Raw genomic sequence first — 14,255 nt, forward strand, 5'->3', positions numbered from 1 at the left:
GGGGCACGGTGTGCCGGTGGCCGCGCGGCCTGCTGGAACACTCTCGGTGGGCCCCTGGGCGCCTGCGCAGCGTGGTGAGGGCGCTACGAAGGGGGACCGGGACCTTGGACCCTGTCAGGCGGGGTCCGGGGCGAGGGATGTTGTGCACGGGTTTGACGGAAGGTGGGTGCGGTGAGCGCACGGGTGTTCCTGGTGGACGACCACGAGGTCGTCCGCGTCGGGGTGAGGGAACTGCTGAACAGCGACGACGAGCTGGAAGTCGTCGGCGAGGCCGGTTCGGTCGCGGAGGCGCTGGCGCGGGTGCCCGCGAGCGGCGCGAACGTGGCCGTGCTGGACGTCCGGCTGCCCGACGGCAACGGCATCGAGCTGTGCCGCGAGCTGAAGTCGCTCATGCCCGACCTGCAGTGCCTGATGCTGACGTCGTTCACCGACGACGAGGCGCTGTTCGACGCGATCATGGCGGGCGCCTCGGGCTTCGTGCTCAAGCGCATCCTGGGCACGGACCTGTGCACGGCGGTGCGCACGGTCGCGTCCGGGCAGTCGCTGCTGGACGCGCGCTCGACCAGCGCGCTGCTGAACCGGATCCGCCGCGAGCGCGAGCAGGGCGACCCGGTCCGGATGCTGACCGAGCAGGAGCGGACCGTGCTCGACCTGATCGGGCAGGGCATGACGAACCGGCAGATCGCCGAGAGCATGTTCCTGGCCGAGAAGACGGTGAAGAACTACGTGTCGCACCTGCTGGCGAAGCTGGGGCTGGAGCGGCGCACCCAGGCCGCGGTGCTGGCGAGCAAGCTGCGCAAGCGGCCGGGCGGGGTCGAGGCGGACTGAGGCCGCCGGGGTGAGCGGAAGAGCCGCGAGGGGCGCGCCGGGTGGCGCGCCCCTCGTGCGTTCGGGGGACGTTCGGCGGACGTCCGGGGCACGGCGCGGGGAAGCGCTTGCCCGCGGGTCCGGGTCGGGCTCAGTCCTCGTTCGCGGCGCCGACCCTCACCTTGCCCCTGGGGCGCCTCGGCTTGTCCTTGAGCAGCTTCTTGTTGGCGTAGAAGGCCCACCCGACCGCGGCGCCCGCGACGACCAGCCACATCAGCGCGGGCGGGAACCAGGTGAAGTGGAACTGGCCCACGACGATCCCCGCGACGACCAGCGCGGAGAAGACCAGGTGCGCCAGGTCGAGCTTCATCTTCAGGTTGACCTTCATGTGCTCCTGCTCGTCCTCGCTCGGGTCAGCGCGCGCGTCCCGCCGCGCCGGTGCCGAGCACAGTACCGATGATCAAGAACAGGATCATCAACGCGGCCGAGAGCAGGACCACGACGAGGAAGGCGGTTCCCGAGTCGCGCGGCGTGAACGGGAGGGCGACGGCCCCCAGGAACTCCGGCACCCCGGCCAGGAACACCCACGGAGCGGCGACCCGGTGCACGGTGTCCCACGACTCGTCGTCCGCCAGCGACCGCTTGGTGCGGATGCCGAAGAACGGGTTCCGCTTCAGCTTCCCCCTCGCGCCGAGGCGCGCCATCACGAACATCAGCGACGCGGCGAACAGCTGTCCCGCGACGACCAGCGCGACCACGCCCCACGGCGCGGGTTCGGCGGCTTCGAGCACCGCGGCCCTCCCCGGTCCGGCGGCTCCGACGACCGCGCACGCCCACCGTACCCGGCGAGGTCCACCGGCAGGTCGAGCTCCCGACGAACGTCCACAGTGGACGCCGCCCGATCCCCGGTCACTCCAGGGGAACCTGCCACGTGACGCGCGTCCCGCCGCCCGCGCACGCCTCCACCGCCGCGCTGCCGCCGAGCCGCCTCGCGCGCTCGTCCAGGTTCCGCAGCCCGCTGCGCGCGACCTTCTCCGGCATCCCGATCCCGTTGTCCACCACGGAGATCGTGAGCTCGCGGTCGGCCTCGATGGTCACCGTCAGCTCGCTCGCGCCGGAGTGCCGCACCGCGTTGCTGACCAGCTCCCGCACCACCGCCTCGGCGTGCTCGCCGACGTGGTCGGGCACCGAGTTGTCCACCGTGCCGTTCATCCGCACGGCGGGCGTGAGCGAGGAGTGCTCGGTCACCTGCGAGACGATGTCGAGCAGCCTGCGCCGCAGCCCCGGCTCGTCGTCGGCCGCCTGGAGGTCGAAGATCGTGGTGCGGATCTCCAGCACGGTCTGGTCGAGCTGGTGCACGGCGCTGTCGACCCGCTCGCGCAGCTTCGGGTCCTCCACCCGGTTCAGCGCGCCCTGCAGGCTCATGCCGGTGGCGAACAGCCGCTGGATGACGTGGTCGTGCAGGTCGCGGGCGATCCGGTCGCGGTCCTCCAGCACGTCGACCAGCCGCCGGTTGCGCTGCGTCTCGGCCAGCTCCAGCGCCACCGCCGCCTGCGCGGCGAACGAGGCCAGCAGCGGCACCTGCTCGGCGCCGAACTGGGCGGCGCCCTTGTCGCGGGCCGCGAGCAGCACGCCGGTCACCTGCGAGGCGGTGCGCAGCGGCACCGCGACGCCCGGCCCCAGTTCGAGGTCGCCGTGGCCGAGCCTGCCGTCGAGGTGCTCGAACAGCGCGGGCACCCCGGAGTCCAGGACCTGCTCGGCGAACGTGTGCTCGCCCTCCAGCAGCGCGCCGACCAGCCGGTCGGTGTCGCCACCGGCGGCCGAGGCCATCCGCAGCCGCCGCCCGGCCTTGCCCTCCTCGGCGAGCACGATCAGCGACACGGACGCCGCCGCCAGCTCGCGGGTGCGCTGGGAGATCAGCCGCAACGCGTCCTCGGCGGACGCGCCGCCCAGCAGCTCGGCGTTGACCTCGGCGGCGGCCTCCAGCCAGCGCTCGCGCATCCGGGACTTCTCGAACAGCCGGGCGTTCTCCACCGCGACGCCCGCCGCGGCGGCCAGCGCCGACAGCACGATCTCGTCGTCCGGGGTGAAGTCCCCGCCGTCCGCCTTCTCGGCCATGTACAGGTTGCCGAACACCTCGTCGCGCACCCGCACGGGCACGCCGAGGAAGGACTTCATCGGCGGGTGGTTCGGCGGCAGGCCGACGGACGCCGGGTGCGCGCCCAGGTCGTGCAGCCGCACCGGTTTCGGGTCCTTGATCAGCAGCCCGAGCAGGCCCTTGCCCTGCGGCAGGTGCCCCATGCGGGCGCGCTCGTGCGGGTCGATGCCGACGTGGACGAACTCGGAGAGGTCGTCGCGGTTGCCCAGCACGCCCAGCGCCCCGTACCGCGCGCCGACCAGGTCGACGGCGGCCTGCACTATCCGCTGCAGCGTGGAGTCCAGCTCCAGCCCCGTGCCCACGGCGAGCACCGCGTCCAGCAGGCGCTGCATCTTGTCCCTGGTGGAGCCGATCTCGGTGAGCCGCTCCCGCATCTCCTCCAGCAGCTCGTCGAGCCTCAGGCCCGCCAGGAGCCGCTGCGAGGAGGAGTCCTCAGCCGGTCCTGTCACGCCCCTACCCTGTCACGCGGCGTTCGCCGCCGCAAAGCCCTGGTCCCTCCCTGACTAGGGACCTTCGACCGTGTACCCGCCGCCGATCTGGTCGGACAGTGGATCGTGGTTGGTTCGATCGAGTGGCGGGTGCCGGGGTGAGGACGTTGAGTCAGGTCGTTGGGGTGAGCGGGGTCACCGGGGTTCTGGGGCTCTCCGAGGACGAGGTCGAGTCGGTGCTGACAGCGGCGGCGCTGGCGCCGTCGGTGCACAACACGCAGCCGTGGCGGTTCCGGCTGGAGGCCGACCGGATCGAGCTGCACGCGGACCTGGACCGCAGGCTGCCCGCCACCGACCCCGAGGACCGGGAGCTGCGGCTGGCCTGCGGGGCTGCGCTGTTCAACCTGCGCCTGGCGCTGCAGGGCCACGGCATCCGGCCGCTGGTCACGCTGATGCCCGGCCACGACGCGCCGGGCGCGCTGGCCGTGGTGCGGCGGGGCGGCAAGCTGCTGCTGGACGACGAGACGCACCAGCTGCTGAACGCGGTGCCCGCGCGCCGCTCGAACCGCAAGCCGTTCCACGACGTGCCGGTCCCGGTGCGGCACCGGCAGGCGCTGCTGCGCGCCGCCGAGCGCGAGCGGTCCTGGCTGCACGTGGTGACCGACGCCGAGGAGCGCGCCCGGTTGCAGCGGTACGTGTCGAAGGCGCACCGCATCCAGCAGGCCGACCGGAGCGTGCTGGACGAGCTGGGCGAGTGGACCGGGGAGCGCACCTCGGGCGACGGCGTCCCGCCGCGCTCGGCCGGGCTGCGGCCCGCGCCGCAGGACGAGTGGGCGATGCGGGACTTCCTCGCGGCCGACGGCGGCGAGCGCCCGTCCGGGAAGGACTACGAGTCCGACCCGCTGGTGCTGGTGCTGTGCTCGTTCTACGACGGGCCGCTCGCCGAGGTGCAGGCGGGTCAGGCGCTGCAGCGGGTGCTGCTGACCGCGACCACGCTGGGTCTCGCGGTGTCGTTCATGTCGCAGGCCATCGAGGTGCGGCCGGTCCGCGAGGAGCTGCGGCGCGCGCTCGGCGGCACGGTGGTGCCGCAGACGGTGCTGCGCGTGGGCTTCGGCTCCCCCATCCCGGCCAGCCCCCGGCGCGAGGTGCTGGAGATGCTGGTGTCCCCGGAGGCGAACGGGCAGGTGAACGGGCACGCGGGCGGGTGAGCGGCGCCGGTCGACGACCGGCTGAAGACCGCGCGGGCCCGAGGTGCATCGAACCAACCGGAGATCGCACCTCATCACCCGCGCAGGGCGATCGGGCCGAACCAGCGCTCGGCCCGGTCGCCCGTCACCCCTCACCACCGGCGGCTCACAGCTCGATGACCAGCCTGGCCGGGACCTTGCCCGCGAGGACGTCCTCGAAGGCCTCGTTGACCTGGTCCAGCGTGGTCCCCTTGGCGATGACCTCGGTGCGCCCGGCCGCGTGCAGCTCGAACACCTCGGCCAGGTCCGCCCTGGTGCCCACGATCGAGCCGATCACCTTGATGCCCTTGAGCACCAGGTCGAACACCGGCACCGGCAGCACGCCGTCCGCCGGGAGCGCCACGCAGACCAGCCGCCCGCCGCGCCGCAGCGACGCGAAGGCCTGCTCGAAGCTGCGCGGTGACGCGGCCAGCGCGATCGCCACGTCCGCCCCGCCGAGCGCCTGGACGGCCGCGACCGGGTCCTCGGTGGCCGCGTTGACGGTGTGGTCGGCGCCGAGCCCGGTGGCGAGTTCGAGCTTGTCGTCCTCCACGTCGACCGCGATGGTGACGCCGCCCGCGATCCGCGCGTACTGGAGCGCGAGGTGGCCGAGCCCGCCGATGCCGAACACGGCGACCTTCTCGGTCGGGGTGATGCCCGCGACCTTCACGGCCTTGTACGTGGTGACGCCCGCGCAGGTCAGCGGCGCCGCGTCCAGGCTGGACACGCCGTCGGGCACGGGCACCGCGTAGCGGGCGTCCGCGACGGTGAGCTCGGCGTAGCAGCCGTCGACCGAGTAGCCGGTGTTCTGCTGCCCCTCGCACAGGGTCTCCCAGCCGGAGACGCAGTGCGCGCACTCGCCGCAGGCGGTGCCGAGCCACGGGATCGCGACCCGCTGGCCGATCTTGGCCGCGTCGACGCCCTCGCCGACGGCCTCCACGACGCCGACGCCCTCGTGGCCGGGGATGAACGGCGGGGTCGGCTTGACCGGCCAGTCGCCGTGCGCGGCGTGGATGTCGGTGTGGCAGATGCCCGACGCCTCCAGCCGCACCAGCACCTCACCGGGGCCGGGTTCCGGTGTCGGGGCCTCCCCCACGGTGAGTGGCTTGCCGAACTCGGTGACGACCGCTGCTCTCATGTCGCGCTCCCATCGTCTTTCCCCCGTGGTCCGCGACACAGAAGTCTGCAAGAGCGCAGCTCCCGCGCCTGCGGCCGAAGGTCCCGCCGCACAGGGCCCCTTGGTCTCTGACCGCCCGTTCGGCCCATCGGCACCCTGGGTGGTGGAGGTACGACCATGCAGAGCACAGCGACCCAGCCGGCGGTCACCGCAGCCGACATCGCCCACCTGCCGGAACCCGCCCAGCGCTACCTGGAGTTCACCGGTGTGCTCGGCCGACCGCTCGACATCGGGTTCGAGGCCCACCTGAACGGGTGGAGCAGGCAGCGCCCGGACCAGCACTGGACGCCGTGCCGCACGCACCAGCGCGCCAGCGCGGAGGACCTGAGCCGGGTCGTGGAGAACCGGGTCGGCAGGCTCGTGCAGACCACGGACGTGCTGCGGGACGGGCACGTGGAGCGCAGGTCCACGGCGCTGCGGGTGTTCACGGTCGCGCGGGAGAGCGGGCCGGAGCACGAGTCGAACGAGCTGGTGGCTTTCCTGTGCGACGCGGTGCTGCTGGCGCCGTCCGTGCTGCTGTCGCTGGACGTGCTGTGGAAGCCGGTGTCCGACGAGGCGTTCGACCTGGTGCTGACCGGCGATGGCCGCTCGGTGCGGGCGCGGGTCGTGGTGGACGAGCGCGGGGCGGTGCGGGAGCTCACCTCCAACGACCGCTTCGCGGAGCTGCCCGAGGGCTTGGCGCGGACCAGGTGGTCGGCGGCGGTGGACGACGGCTGGTTCCTGGACAGCGACCGGATGCGACCGCGCCGGGTGCTGTCGGTGTGGCATTTGCCGTCCGGCGAGTTCGCGTACGCGCACTACGACCTGACCCGCTGCGAGGTCGTCTGCACCCCAGGGGAGGGACGCCGGATTCCCCGGCCCCGCGTGGGCGATTAAGTTCCCACGAATGGACGATGTCGTGCTGTGGCGGCCCACCGGGCAGGCCGAGCTGGACCTGGTGGCCGGTTCGGGGTGGCGGGAGTGGCCGCCCCGGCTGCCGGACCAGCCGATCTTCTACCCCGTGGTGAACCGGGAGTACGCGACCAGGATCGCCCGCGAGTGGAACGCCTCGGGGGCGGAGGGGGTCGGGTACGTGACCCGGTTCGCGGTGGAGGGGGAGTTCCTGGGGCGGTACCCGGTGCAGTCGGCGGGCGGGAGCGGCATCGACGAGCACTGGGTGCCCGCGGAGGAGCTGGAGGAGTTCAACCGGCACGTGGTGGGGCGGATCGAGGTGGAGGCGGAGTACCGGTCGGGCGTGGACGCCTCGGCCGTGGCCGGGCTGCCCGCCGCGTGGGTCGAGTACCTGGGCGGGACGTCGTGGCTGCGGCGGGGGCTGCGGCCGTCGGGCGAGTACTTGAGGCTGTACGGGCCGGAGGAGATCCGGGAGGTGCGGCCGGGGTTGGTGGTCGGCGAGCTCGGCTCGGACGGCTGGCTGGCGTTCGACCTGGAGCGCCCGGCGAACCCGCTGGTGGTGGTCGGCGGGCGGGACCTGGCGCCGGGGGCGGCGGAGTTCGTGGCGATGGTGGAGGACGGGACGCTGGCGTGGAACGCCGAGGAGAGCTGGTACTGAGGTAGGTAGGCCGGGGCCTGGGGCCCTGGCGGAGACCCCACGTGGCGCGCGCCCCCCGACCGCGCCCACGTGCGCAAGGAGGACCGCCCCCGGTCAGTGGGTTCCGGGGGCGGTTCGCTACGACCGGGGTTGGTCAGGTCGCTCGACGGGGACGTCGTGCAGGTCGGGGCAGTCGTCGGGCGCCTGCCCGCCGTTGGCGACGATCACCCCGAGCACGGCGCGCACCACCGCGAAGGGAACCTCTTGGTCGGCGGGCACGATCGCCTCGTTCGCCTGGTAGTCGTAGACGACCTCCCCGGTCCCGTTCCCACGAGTGGCCCGGAGCCGGTGCCCGTTCTCCTGGACGAAGCCGATCCCCTCGTCCTCGCGGAACCCCGCGCTCACGATCGGGTGCTTCCAGGGGTTCTCGGCGTTGTAGATCATCAGGATCGGCGGGCAGGGCCACCCCGCCGACTCGGACCGCACCCGCTCGATGACCGCGTCGAGGTCGTCCTGCGTCCGGACGGGGATGGGGGTCTTGGCGGTCTCGCGGTCGAAGCTCGCATGTAGTGTCACCACGGTGGTTCTTGCCCTCCGGTGAAGGTGTGCCGGTACCCGCCTGTCCCGTGGACCGTGAGCGAGTACCCGGCGGGCAGCAGGACGCCGATCAGATTTTTGCAGCCGAGCACCTCCGCGCAGGGGACGGAGTTGATGACTAGGGTCGCGTGCCGGATGTTGGCGGTGCGCATGTGGACGGCGAGCTTCATCTCCACGTGGGTCGTGACCCAGAGCACGCCTCGCGGCCAGTAGCCGGTTTCACGCAGCGCGACGTCCACGGCCTTGGCGTCGGGCTCCTCTCCGCTGACGAGGCTGCCGCCCCGCCCTCCTGGGGCCCACCAGCGGCCGTGCGTCTTGGTGCGGGTCTTGGGCACGACGGGCGGGGGGAGCTCCCGGCGCAGCCGTTCGACGCGCTCGTCCTCGCTCTCCCCCGCAGGAACCGCCGGGGCCGCGCCCGACATCGCGGGCCCGCCCTCCCCCACCAGGGCGTCGACGACCCGCTGCACCGCCTGGATCGCGGCGTCCAGGCAGCGCCCGAGCGTGCGGGCCGCGTCGTGCTCGACCTCGCGGAAGGTCGCCGAGGCGACCACCACGTCCTCCTGGCCGCTGCCCGCGCCCGCGCTCTCGATCAGCGCCGCCGCCTCGGCCGCCGAGTCCGCCGCCACCAGCAGCGCCGACTGCACCTCGCCCGCCCGGTCGACCACGAGCCGCAGCGCGGCCACGACCTCCCCCAGCGCGGCTCCGGGCACCCCACCGTTCTAACGCCCCCCGCGCGCCCACCCCCGGAAGTTCACCCTTCCGACTTAAACCGAATCCCCCGAATTAACAATTCCACCCCACCGAACACCCGCGCACACCAAAAGACCCCGCCACACCGGGCGGGGTCTTCAGGAGGATTGCGTCGGGTGTTACCCGTGGACGCGGCGACCGCGGCTGGTCACCACGTGGTAGATGGCGAGCACGATCAGCGAACCGAGAATGGCCAGGAGCCAGGTGCTCAGGTCGAAGAAGCTGCCGATGCCGGTGCCGAACAGCGCACTGCCGATGAACCCGCCCAGAATGGCGCCGACGACGCCGAGAAGCATGGTCACGATGATGCCACCGGGGTCCCTACCGGGCATGACGGCCTTGGCGATGGCGCCGGCGATGAGACCCAGAACGATCCAACCCAGGATGCCCACTGTGCTGCTTCCTTTCAATCAGCCGCCGCGCCGTAACGGATGGTGCGGCGCGCTTCGTCGTCGTGCTGCTTGCTGAACCGAGGATGCCCCCCTGGGCGCGCTCCCACACCTCTTCGCGAAAAAACTTCAGCCGTTTTTCCGACCCCGCCAGCGGGTACCCCTGAACGTGTGATTGCCCAGTCTGATCGCGCGAAATCCCTCTTCCCCGAGCTGGAGGAAGAGCTCGTCGTGGACTACGAGGACGGCGACGACCCGGTCCTCCTGCGCGCCGACGGCTCCGAGGTCGACACGTGGCGGGAGAACTACCCGTACCGCGAGCGCCTGGACCGCGCGCGCTACGAGCTGCAGAAGCGGCTGCTCCAGATCGAGCTGCTCAAGCTCCAGTACTGGATCAAGGACACCGGCCAGCGGATGGTCGTCCTCTTCGAGGGGCGCGACGCGGCGGGCAAGGGCGGCACGATCAAGCGGTTCACCGAGCACCTCAACCCGCGCGGCGCGCGCGTGGTGGCGCTGGGCAAGCCGACCGACCGCGAGCAGGGCGAGTGGTACTTCCAGCGCTACGTCAACCACCTGCCCACCGCCGGTGAGATGGTCCTGTTCGACCGCTCCTGGTACAACCGCGCGGGCGTCGAGCGCGTCATGGGGTACTGCTCCGACGAGGACTACGAGCGGTTCCTGCGGCAGGTGCCGCAGTTCGAGCAGATGCTCGTGGACGACGGCGTGCTGCTCGTGAAGCTGTGGTTCTCGGTGTCGCGCGCCGAGCAGCGCACCCGGTTCCTCATCCGCCAGGTCGACCCGGTGCGCCAGTGGAAGCTCAGCGCCAACGACCTGGAGTCGCTGGACAAGTGGGACGCGTACACCGAGGCGAAGGTCGCGATGTTCCGCGCGACCGACACGGGGTATTCCCCGTGGACGGTGGTCAAGAGCAACGACAAGAAGCGGGCCAGGGTCGAGGCGATGCGCAGCGTCCTCGCCAGGTTCGACTACGCGGACAAGGACCGGGAGGCGGTGGGCGACCCCGACCTGCGCATCATCGGGGCCGCCGCCACGCTCCTGGAGGAGGGGGAGGACGAGTCCTCGCTGAGCCCGACGCCGATCGCGCCCATCCCCGACCCGGACCACGGTCCGGGATTGCACCCGGAAGACGGAACCTGACGTGGAATGAGCGCCACGGCAGGTGCGTTGACACCGTGGTTGCCCGGATCGGGCGCCCAACCGTGACCTCCGCGCGCCAGTGCTACCAGCCGCCCGCGCGTGGGGTGCGACCAGACAGGGAGACGGTCATGCCGCTGACGAAGCCCACCGCCGACCAGAGCCGTCGCCGAGCGTCGGAGCAGTCAGCCGACGCCGACCTGTTCGGCCAGTACCTGCGCCAGGTCGGCTCGACGCCGCTGCTCACCGCGGCGGAGGAGGTCGTGCTGGCCAGGCGCATCGAGGCGGGCGTGTACGCCGAGCACCTGCTCGCCGACACCGCCCCCACGCCCGCGCGCCGCCGCGCGCTGAACCAGGTGGTGGCGGACGGGCGGGACGCCAAGGACCACATGATCCGGGCCAACCTGCGCCTGGTGGTGTCGGTGGCGAAGAAGCACTCGTTCCGGGGGCTGCCGCTGCTGGACGTGGTGCAGGAGGGCAACCTCGGGCTGATCCGCGCGGTCGAGAAGTTCGACTACAGCAAGGGGTACAAGTTCTCCACGTACGCCATCTGGTGGATCAGGCAGGCGATCGAGCGCGGGCTGGCCGAGCAGACCAGGACGGTGCGGCTGCCGGTGCACGTGGTCGAGGAGCTGTCGAAGATCAAGAAGGCGGAGCGCAAGCTGCGCGCCGAGCTGGACCGCGAGCCGACGGTCGAGGAGCTGGCCGGGGTGACCGGCCTGCGCGCGCCGCGCGTCGCCGAGCTGCGCGACGCCGGGCGGGCCACGATCAGCCTGGAGACGCCGGTGGGCGACGAGGGCAGCGCGTCGGTGGCCGACCTGATCGAGGACGCGGACGCGGCGAGCGCGTACGACGCGGTGGAGCAGGCGGCGTTCTCGTCGGAGCTGCGGGCCCTGGTCGAGACGCTGCCCGCGCGGCAGGCGCTGATCGTGAGCAGGCGGTACGGGCTGACCGACGGGCGGGTGCACACGCTGCAGGAGGTCGCCGAGGAGCTGGGGCTGACGCGGGAGCGGATCAGGCAGCTGGAGAAGGAGTCGCTGCGGTTCCTGCGGGACCCGCAGCACAACCGGGGGCTGCTGGCGTGGGCCGGGTGAGCTGAGGAAGCAGGCGGTGGAGGCCGCGTCCGGGAGCCGGGCGCGGCTTTCGCGTCACAGCAGCCAGGCGAGCGCGTCCCGCCACCGCGGCTCGGCCGGGCGCTCCCCGCCGGTTCGCATGTACTCGTGCGCGGCGCGGCGCACGACGTCGAGCGGGATCTCGCAGTCCGGCGGGTACTCGGTGTCGGACATCATGTAGTAGTAGAGGACGTGGTCCTCGTGCCGCTGGGGTGATCCCGGCGCGCGCGTGCTGAACCACGCCTCCCGGTTGAAGCTGTAGCAGAGCGATCCGACCCGGTCTCGCGCGTTCACACCCACGGTGAGCCTGGGCGCGACGAGCTCGTCCGCCAGGTCCAGCTCGACCAGGACCCGCGCGTCCCGACCGGCCAGGACGTCCAGCACCCGGTCCAGGTCCTCGGGGGACGAGAGGACCTCGGGTTCGTCCTGCCCCTGGTCGTACCAGGCCGTCAGGTCCACCAAGGCCGTGCCCCTCCCGTGTAGCGGACCCGGATCCGCATCCCGCCCGCGTTGGTCCCGTGCACGGTCAGCGTGCTCCCCTCGGGCAGGATGATCGGCACCAGGGTGTCACAGTTGTACTTCCCCTTGCAGGGCTCGTGGTTGATCACCACGGTCGCGTGGCGGATGCCCTTCGCGACCATGTGGGCGGCCAGTTTCATCTCCACGTCGCTGCTGCGCTGCACCAGGTCGGGGATCCCCTTCTCCACCAGCTGGGGGTTCACCAGGACCGACTTGTCGTCGCGCCCGCTGACGATCGGCCGCGCCTGCCCGTCGGGCCCGATCCACCGGCCGTGCGTCTTCTGCCCCGTGTTGGGGACCACCGGCGGCGGCAGTTCGCGGCGCAGCCGCTCGACCCGGTCCCACGGGACGGCCGGAGGCTCGTCGTCACGCGCCCCTCCCCCTTCGCCCAGCAGGGCCGCCCGCACGGCCTCCAGCCGCGCCTCGATCCCCTCCAGCAGCGGCCCCAGCTCGTCCCGGACGCCGTCCGCCACGCCCGCGAACGCGTCCAGCGCCCGCGCCGCGTCCTCCTCCAGCCCAGCCGCGCCCTCGAGCGCCAGCGCCAGCCCGGCGCGCGCCTCCTCCACCAACGCCCGCGCCGTCGCCAAGGCGTCCCGGCAGCGCCCCACCAGCTCCACGACCTGAGCCAGCCGGTCGGCGACCTCCCCGATCGACGCCACCGCACCGCCTCCCCGACGGCGAAGGCACGGACGTCCCCGACGCTAGGCCGCCCCACCCACCCCGCGCGGGTGAACCACCCTCACCCCACCGAGCGAAACCCGTTACACCATCCGGTGACATGCGACCCTCCTCACCAAACCCCCACCACCCCCACGCCTATCTCACATGTGAGATAGCGTCCTCCCGTGACCAAGGATCTTGACCGCGACTACCTCACCCGCGTCGGCGGGCTCATCCGCGCCTCCCGCAGGCAGCGCGGGTGGAGCCAGGCCCAGCTCGCCTCGGCGGTGTCGACCAGCCAGAGCGCGATCAACCGCATCGAGCAGGGCGGCCAGAACCTGAGCCTGGAGATGCTCTCCCGGATCAGCGAGGCGCTCGACTCCGGGATCGTCTCGATCGGCCAGCCCGCCCCCACCCACCTGCGGGTGACCGGCGGCCGTCAGCTGTCCGGCACCATCAGCGTCAAGACCAGCAAGAACGCCGGAGTGGCCCTGCTCTGCGCGTCGCTGCTGAACTCCGGTCGCACCGTCCTGCGCAAGCTCGCCCGCATCGAGGAGGTCAACCGCATCCTCGAAGTCCTCACCAGCATCGGCGTCCGCACCCGCTGGCTGAACGACGACAACGACCTGGAGATCATCCCGCCCAAGCGCCTCGACCTCGCGGGCATCAACGTCGACGCCGCCCGCCGCACCCGCAGCATCATCATGCTGCTCGGCCCCCTCCTGCACCACGAGGAGCGCTTCGAGCTCCCCTACGCGGGCGGCTGCGCGCTGGGATCGCGGACGGTCGAGCCGCACATGGTCGCGCTTCGCCCGTTCGGGTTGGAGGTCAAGGCCGCCGCGGGCAGCTACCACGCCGAGGTGGACCGCACCGCCCCCAAGCGCCCGATCGTGCTCACCGAGCGGGGTGACACGGTGACCGAGAACGCGCTCATGGCGGCGGCCCGCCACGAGGGCACGACGGTCATCCGCAACGCCAGCCCGAACTACATGGTCCAGGACCTGTGCTTCTTCCTGACCGAGCTGGGCGTGCGCATCGAGGGCGTGGGCACCACGACGCTGACCGTGCACGGCGTCGGCGCGGTCGACCAGGACATCGACTACTCCCCCTCCGAGGACCCGATCGAGGCGATGAGCCTGATCTCCGCCGCGATCGTCACCTCCTCCGAGATCACCATCCAGCGCGTGCCGATCGAGTTCCTGGAGATCGAGCTGGCCCTGCTGGAGGAGATGGGCCTGGACTACGACCGCACCGACGAGTACCCGGCCGCCAACGGCCGCACCCGGCTGGTCGACCTGGTCGTGCGCCCCTCCGCGCTGCACGCCCCCATCGACAAGATCCACCCCATGCCGTTCCCCGGCCTGAACATCGACAACCTGCCGTTCTTCGCGCTCATCGCGGCCGTCGCGCAGGGCTCGACCCTGATCCACGACTGGGTGTACGAGAACCGCGCGCTGTACCTGACCGAGCTGACCAAGCTCGGCGCGAAGGTCACCCTGATGGACCCGCACCGGGTGTACGTCGAGGGCCCCACGCACTGGTCCGGCGCCGAGGTGATCTGCCCGCCCGCGCTGCGCCCGGCCGTCGTGGTGCTGCTGGCGATGCTCGCCGCGAAGGGCACGTCGGTGCTGCGCAACGTGTACGTGATCAACCGCGGTTACGAGCAGCTCGCCGAGCGGCTGAACCAGCTCGGCGCGGAGATCAGCACTTTCCGCGACATCTGACCCGGACGGGGGTCCGGCGATCGAC

General features: G+C 72.1%; 16 protein-coding genes. 7 read left to right on the forward strand and 9 right to left on the reverse strand.

Annotation, left to right across the window (positions count from 1 at the left end; genetic code table 11):
- The first annotated feature begins 171 nt into the window (after positions 1–171).
- Entirely contained in the window at positions 172–828 is a 657-nt protein-coding gene (locus tag LV78_RS35870; RefSeq protein ID WP_096492445.1) for a response regulator, read from the forward strand.
- Positions 829–958: 130 nt separating this feature from the next.
- Here LV78_RS35870 and LV78_RS35875 read toward each other — a convergent pair whose 3' ends face one another.
- The 3 genes from LV78_RS35875 to LV78_RS35885 all read right to left on the reverse strand — a co-directional run bounded on the left by LV78_RS35875 (position 959) and on the right by LV78_RS35885 (position 3,414).
- Positions 959–1,195 carry a hypothetical protein gene (locus LV78_RS35875; RefSeq protein WP_253850558.1) on the reverse strand — a complete coding sequence of 79 codons (237 nt, stop codon included), beginning with the start codon at positions 1,193–1,195 and terminating at the stop codon, positions 959–961.
- Positions 1,196–1,220: 25 nt separating this feature from the next.
- The gene (locus LV78_RS35880; protein ID WP_253850559.1) at positions 1,221–1,598 is read right to left on the reverse strand and encodes an SdpI family protein; all 378 of its coding nucleotides are present in this window, start codon (positions 1,596–1,598) and stop codon (positions 1,221–1,223) included.
- A 118-nt stretch (positions 1,599–1,716) separates the two neighbouring features.
- The gene (locus tag LV78_RS35885; protein WP_253850560.1) at positions 1,717–3,414 is read right to left on the reverse strand and encodes a GAF domain-containing sensor histidine kinase; all 1,698 of its coding nucleotides are present in this window, start codon (positions 3,412–3,414) and stop codon (positions 1,717–1,719) included.
- Positions 3,415–3,578: 164 nt separating this feature from the next.
- Between LV78_RS35885 and LV78_RS35890 the strand changes: the two genes are divergently transcribed.
- Positions 3,579–4,601, forward strand: coding sequence for an Acg family FMN-binding oxidoreductase (locus LV78_RS35890; RefSeq protein WP_253850561.1), 1,023 nt, complete (start codon positions 3,579–3,581; stop codon positions 4,599–4,601).
- 145 nt (positions 4,602–4,746) lie between these two features.
- On the opposite strand, the gene LV78_RS35895 is transcribed toward LV78_RS35890, so the two are convergent.
- Positions 4,747–5,757 (reverse strand): zinc-dependent alcohol dehydrogenase, encoded by a 1,011-nt coding sequence (locus LV78_RS35895; protein WP_253850562.1) that lies wholly within the window; start codon positions 5,755–5,757, stop codon positions 4,747–4,749.
- A 156-nt stretch (positions 5,758–5,913) separates the two neighbouring features.
- On the opposite strand from LV78_RS35895, the gene LV78_RS35900 reads away from it, so the two are divergent.
- Complete coding sequence (locus LV78_RS35900; RefSeq protein WP_253850563.1) at positions 5,914–6,672, forward strand: DUF6544 family protein; 759 nt, start codon at positions 5,914–5,916, stop codon at positions 6,670–6,672.
- Between the two features lie 10 nt (positions 6,673–6,682).
- A complete protein-coding gene (locus LV78_RS35905; RefSeq protein WP_253850564.1) occupies positions 6,683–7,345 on the forward strand; it encodes a hypothetical protein in 663 nt (220 codons plus the stop codon).
- 117 nt (positions 7,346–7,462) lie between these two features.
- On the opposite strand, the gene LV78_RS35910 is transcribed toward LV78_RS35905, so the two are convergent.
- The 3 genes from LV78_RS35910 to LV78_RS35920 form a co-directional block, all read right to left on the reverse strand.
- Positions 7,463–7,903 carry an Imm1 family immunity protein gene (locus LV78_RS35910; RefSeq protein WP_253850565.1) on the reverse strand — a complete coding sequence of 147 codons (441 nt, stop codon included), beginning with the start codon at positions 7,901–7,903 and terminating at the stop codon, positions 7,463–7,465.
- Complete coding sequence (locus LV78_RS35915) at positions 7,897–8,631, reverse strand: DddA-like double-stranded DNA deaminase toxin (protein WP_253850566.1); 735 nt, start codon at positions 8,629–8,631, stop codon at positions 7,897–7,899. The genes LV78_RS35910 and LV78_RS35915 overlap by 7 nt, the downstream gene beginning before the upstream one ends.
- A 159-nt stretch (positions 8,632–8,790) precedes the next feature.
- A complete protein-coding gene (locus LV78_RS35920) occupies positions 8,791–9,063 on the reverse strand; it encodes a GlsB/YeaQ/YmgE family stress response membrane protein (protein WP_015800738.1) in 273 nt (90 codons plus the stop codon).
- Between the two features lie 228 nt (positions 9,064–9,291).
- Between LV78_RS35920 and ppk2 the strand changes: the two genes are divergently transcribed.
- Together ppk2 and LV78_RS35930 are read left to right on the forward strand one after the other, a co-directional pair.
- Complete coding sequence (gene ppk2, locus LV78_RS35925) at positions 9,292–10,218, forward strand: polyphosphate kinase 2 (RefSeq protein WP_253850567.1); 927 nt, start codon at positions 9,292–9,294, stop codon at positions 10,216–10,218.
- Positions 10,219–10,346: 128 nt separating this feature from the next.
- Positions 10,347–11,309 (forward strand): sigma-70 family RNA polymerase sigma factor, encoded by a 963-nt coding sequence (locus tag LV78_RS35930; protein WP_253850568.1) that lies wholly within the window; start codon positions 10,347–10,349, stop codon positions 11,307–11,309.
- 54 nt (positions 11,310–11,363) lie between these two features.
- Here the strand turns inward: LV78_RS35930 and LV78_RS35935 are convergent, their stop codons facing one another.
- Together LV78_RS35935 and LV78_RS35940 are read right to left on the reverse strand one after the other, a co-directional pair.
- Complete coding sequence (locus LV78_RS35935; RefSeq protein ID WP_253850612.1) at positions 11,364–11,786, reverse strand: Imm1 family immunity protein; 423 nt, start codon at positions 11,784–11,786, stop codon at positions 11,364–11,366.
- Entirely contained in the window at positions 11,777–12,505 is a 729-nt protein-coding gene (locus LV78_RS35940) for a DddA-like double-stranded DNA deaminase toxin (protein ID WP_253850569.1), read from the reverse strand. The genes LV78_RS35935 and LV78_RS35940 overlap by 10 nt, the downstream gene beginning before the upstream one ends.
- 186 nt (positions 12,506–12,691) lie before the next feature.
- Here LV78_RS35940 and LV78_RS35945 point away from each other — a divergent pair, with 186 nt between their 5' ends.
- Entirely contained in the window at positions 12,692–14,230 is a 1,539-nt protein-coding gene (locus tag LV78_RS35945; protein ID WP_253850570.1) for a UDP-N-acetylglucosamine 1-carboxyvinyltransferase, read from the forward strand.
- The last annotated feature ends 25 nt before the right edge of the window (positions 14,231–14,255 follow it).

This window comes from Actinosynnema pretiosum, assembly GCF_024171695.1.
Taxonomy (GTDB): Bacteria; Actinomycetota; Actinomycetes; order Mycobacteriales; family Pseudonocardiaceae; genus Actinosynnema; species Actinosynnema pretiosum.

Bases quoted from the DNA above. Each gene is read 5' to 3' on its own strand.
- LV78_RS35875 (WP_253850558.1), bottom strand. From the start codon at position 1,195: ATGAAGGTCAACCTGAAGATGAAGCTCGACCTGGCGCACCTGGTCTTC.
- LV78_RS35895 (WP_253850562.1), bottom strand. From the start codon at position 5,757: ATGAGAGCAGCGGTCGTCACCGAGTTCGGCAAGCCACTCACCGTGGGG.
- LV78_RS35900 (WP_253850563.1), top strand. From the start codon at position 5,914: ATGCAGAGCACAGCGACCCAGCCGGCGGTCACCGCAGCCGACATCGCC.
- LV78_RS35905 (WP_253850564.1), top strand. From the start codon at position 6,683: ATGGACGATGTCGTGCTGTGGCGGCCCACCGGGCAGGCCGAGCTGGAC.
- LV78_RS35930 (WP_253850568.1), top strand. From the start codon at position 10,347: ATGCCGCTGACGAAGCCCACCGCCGACCAGAGCCGTCGCCGAGCGTCG.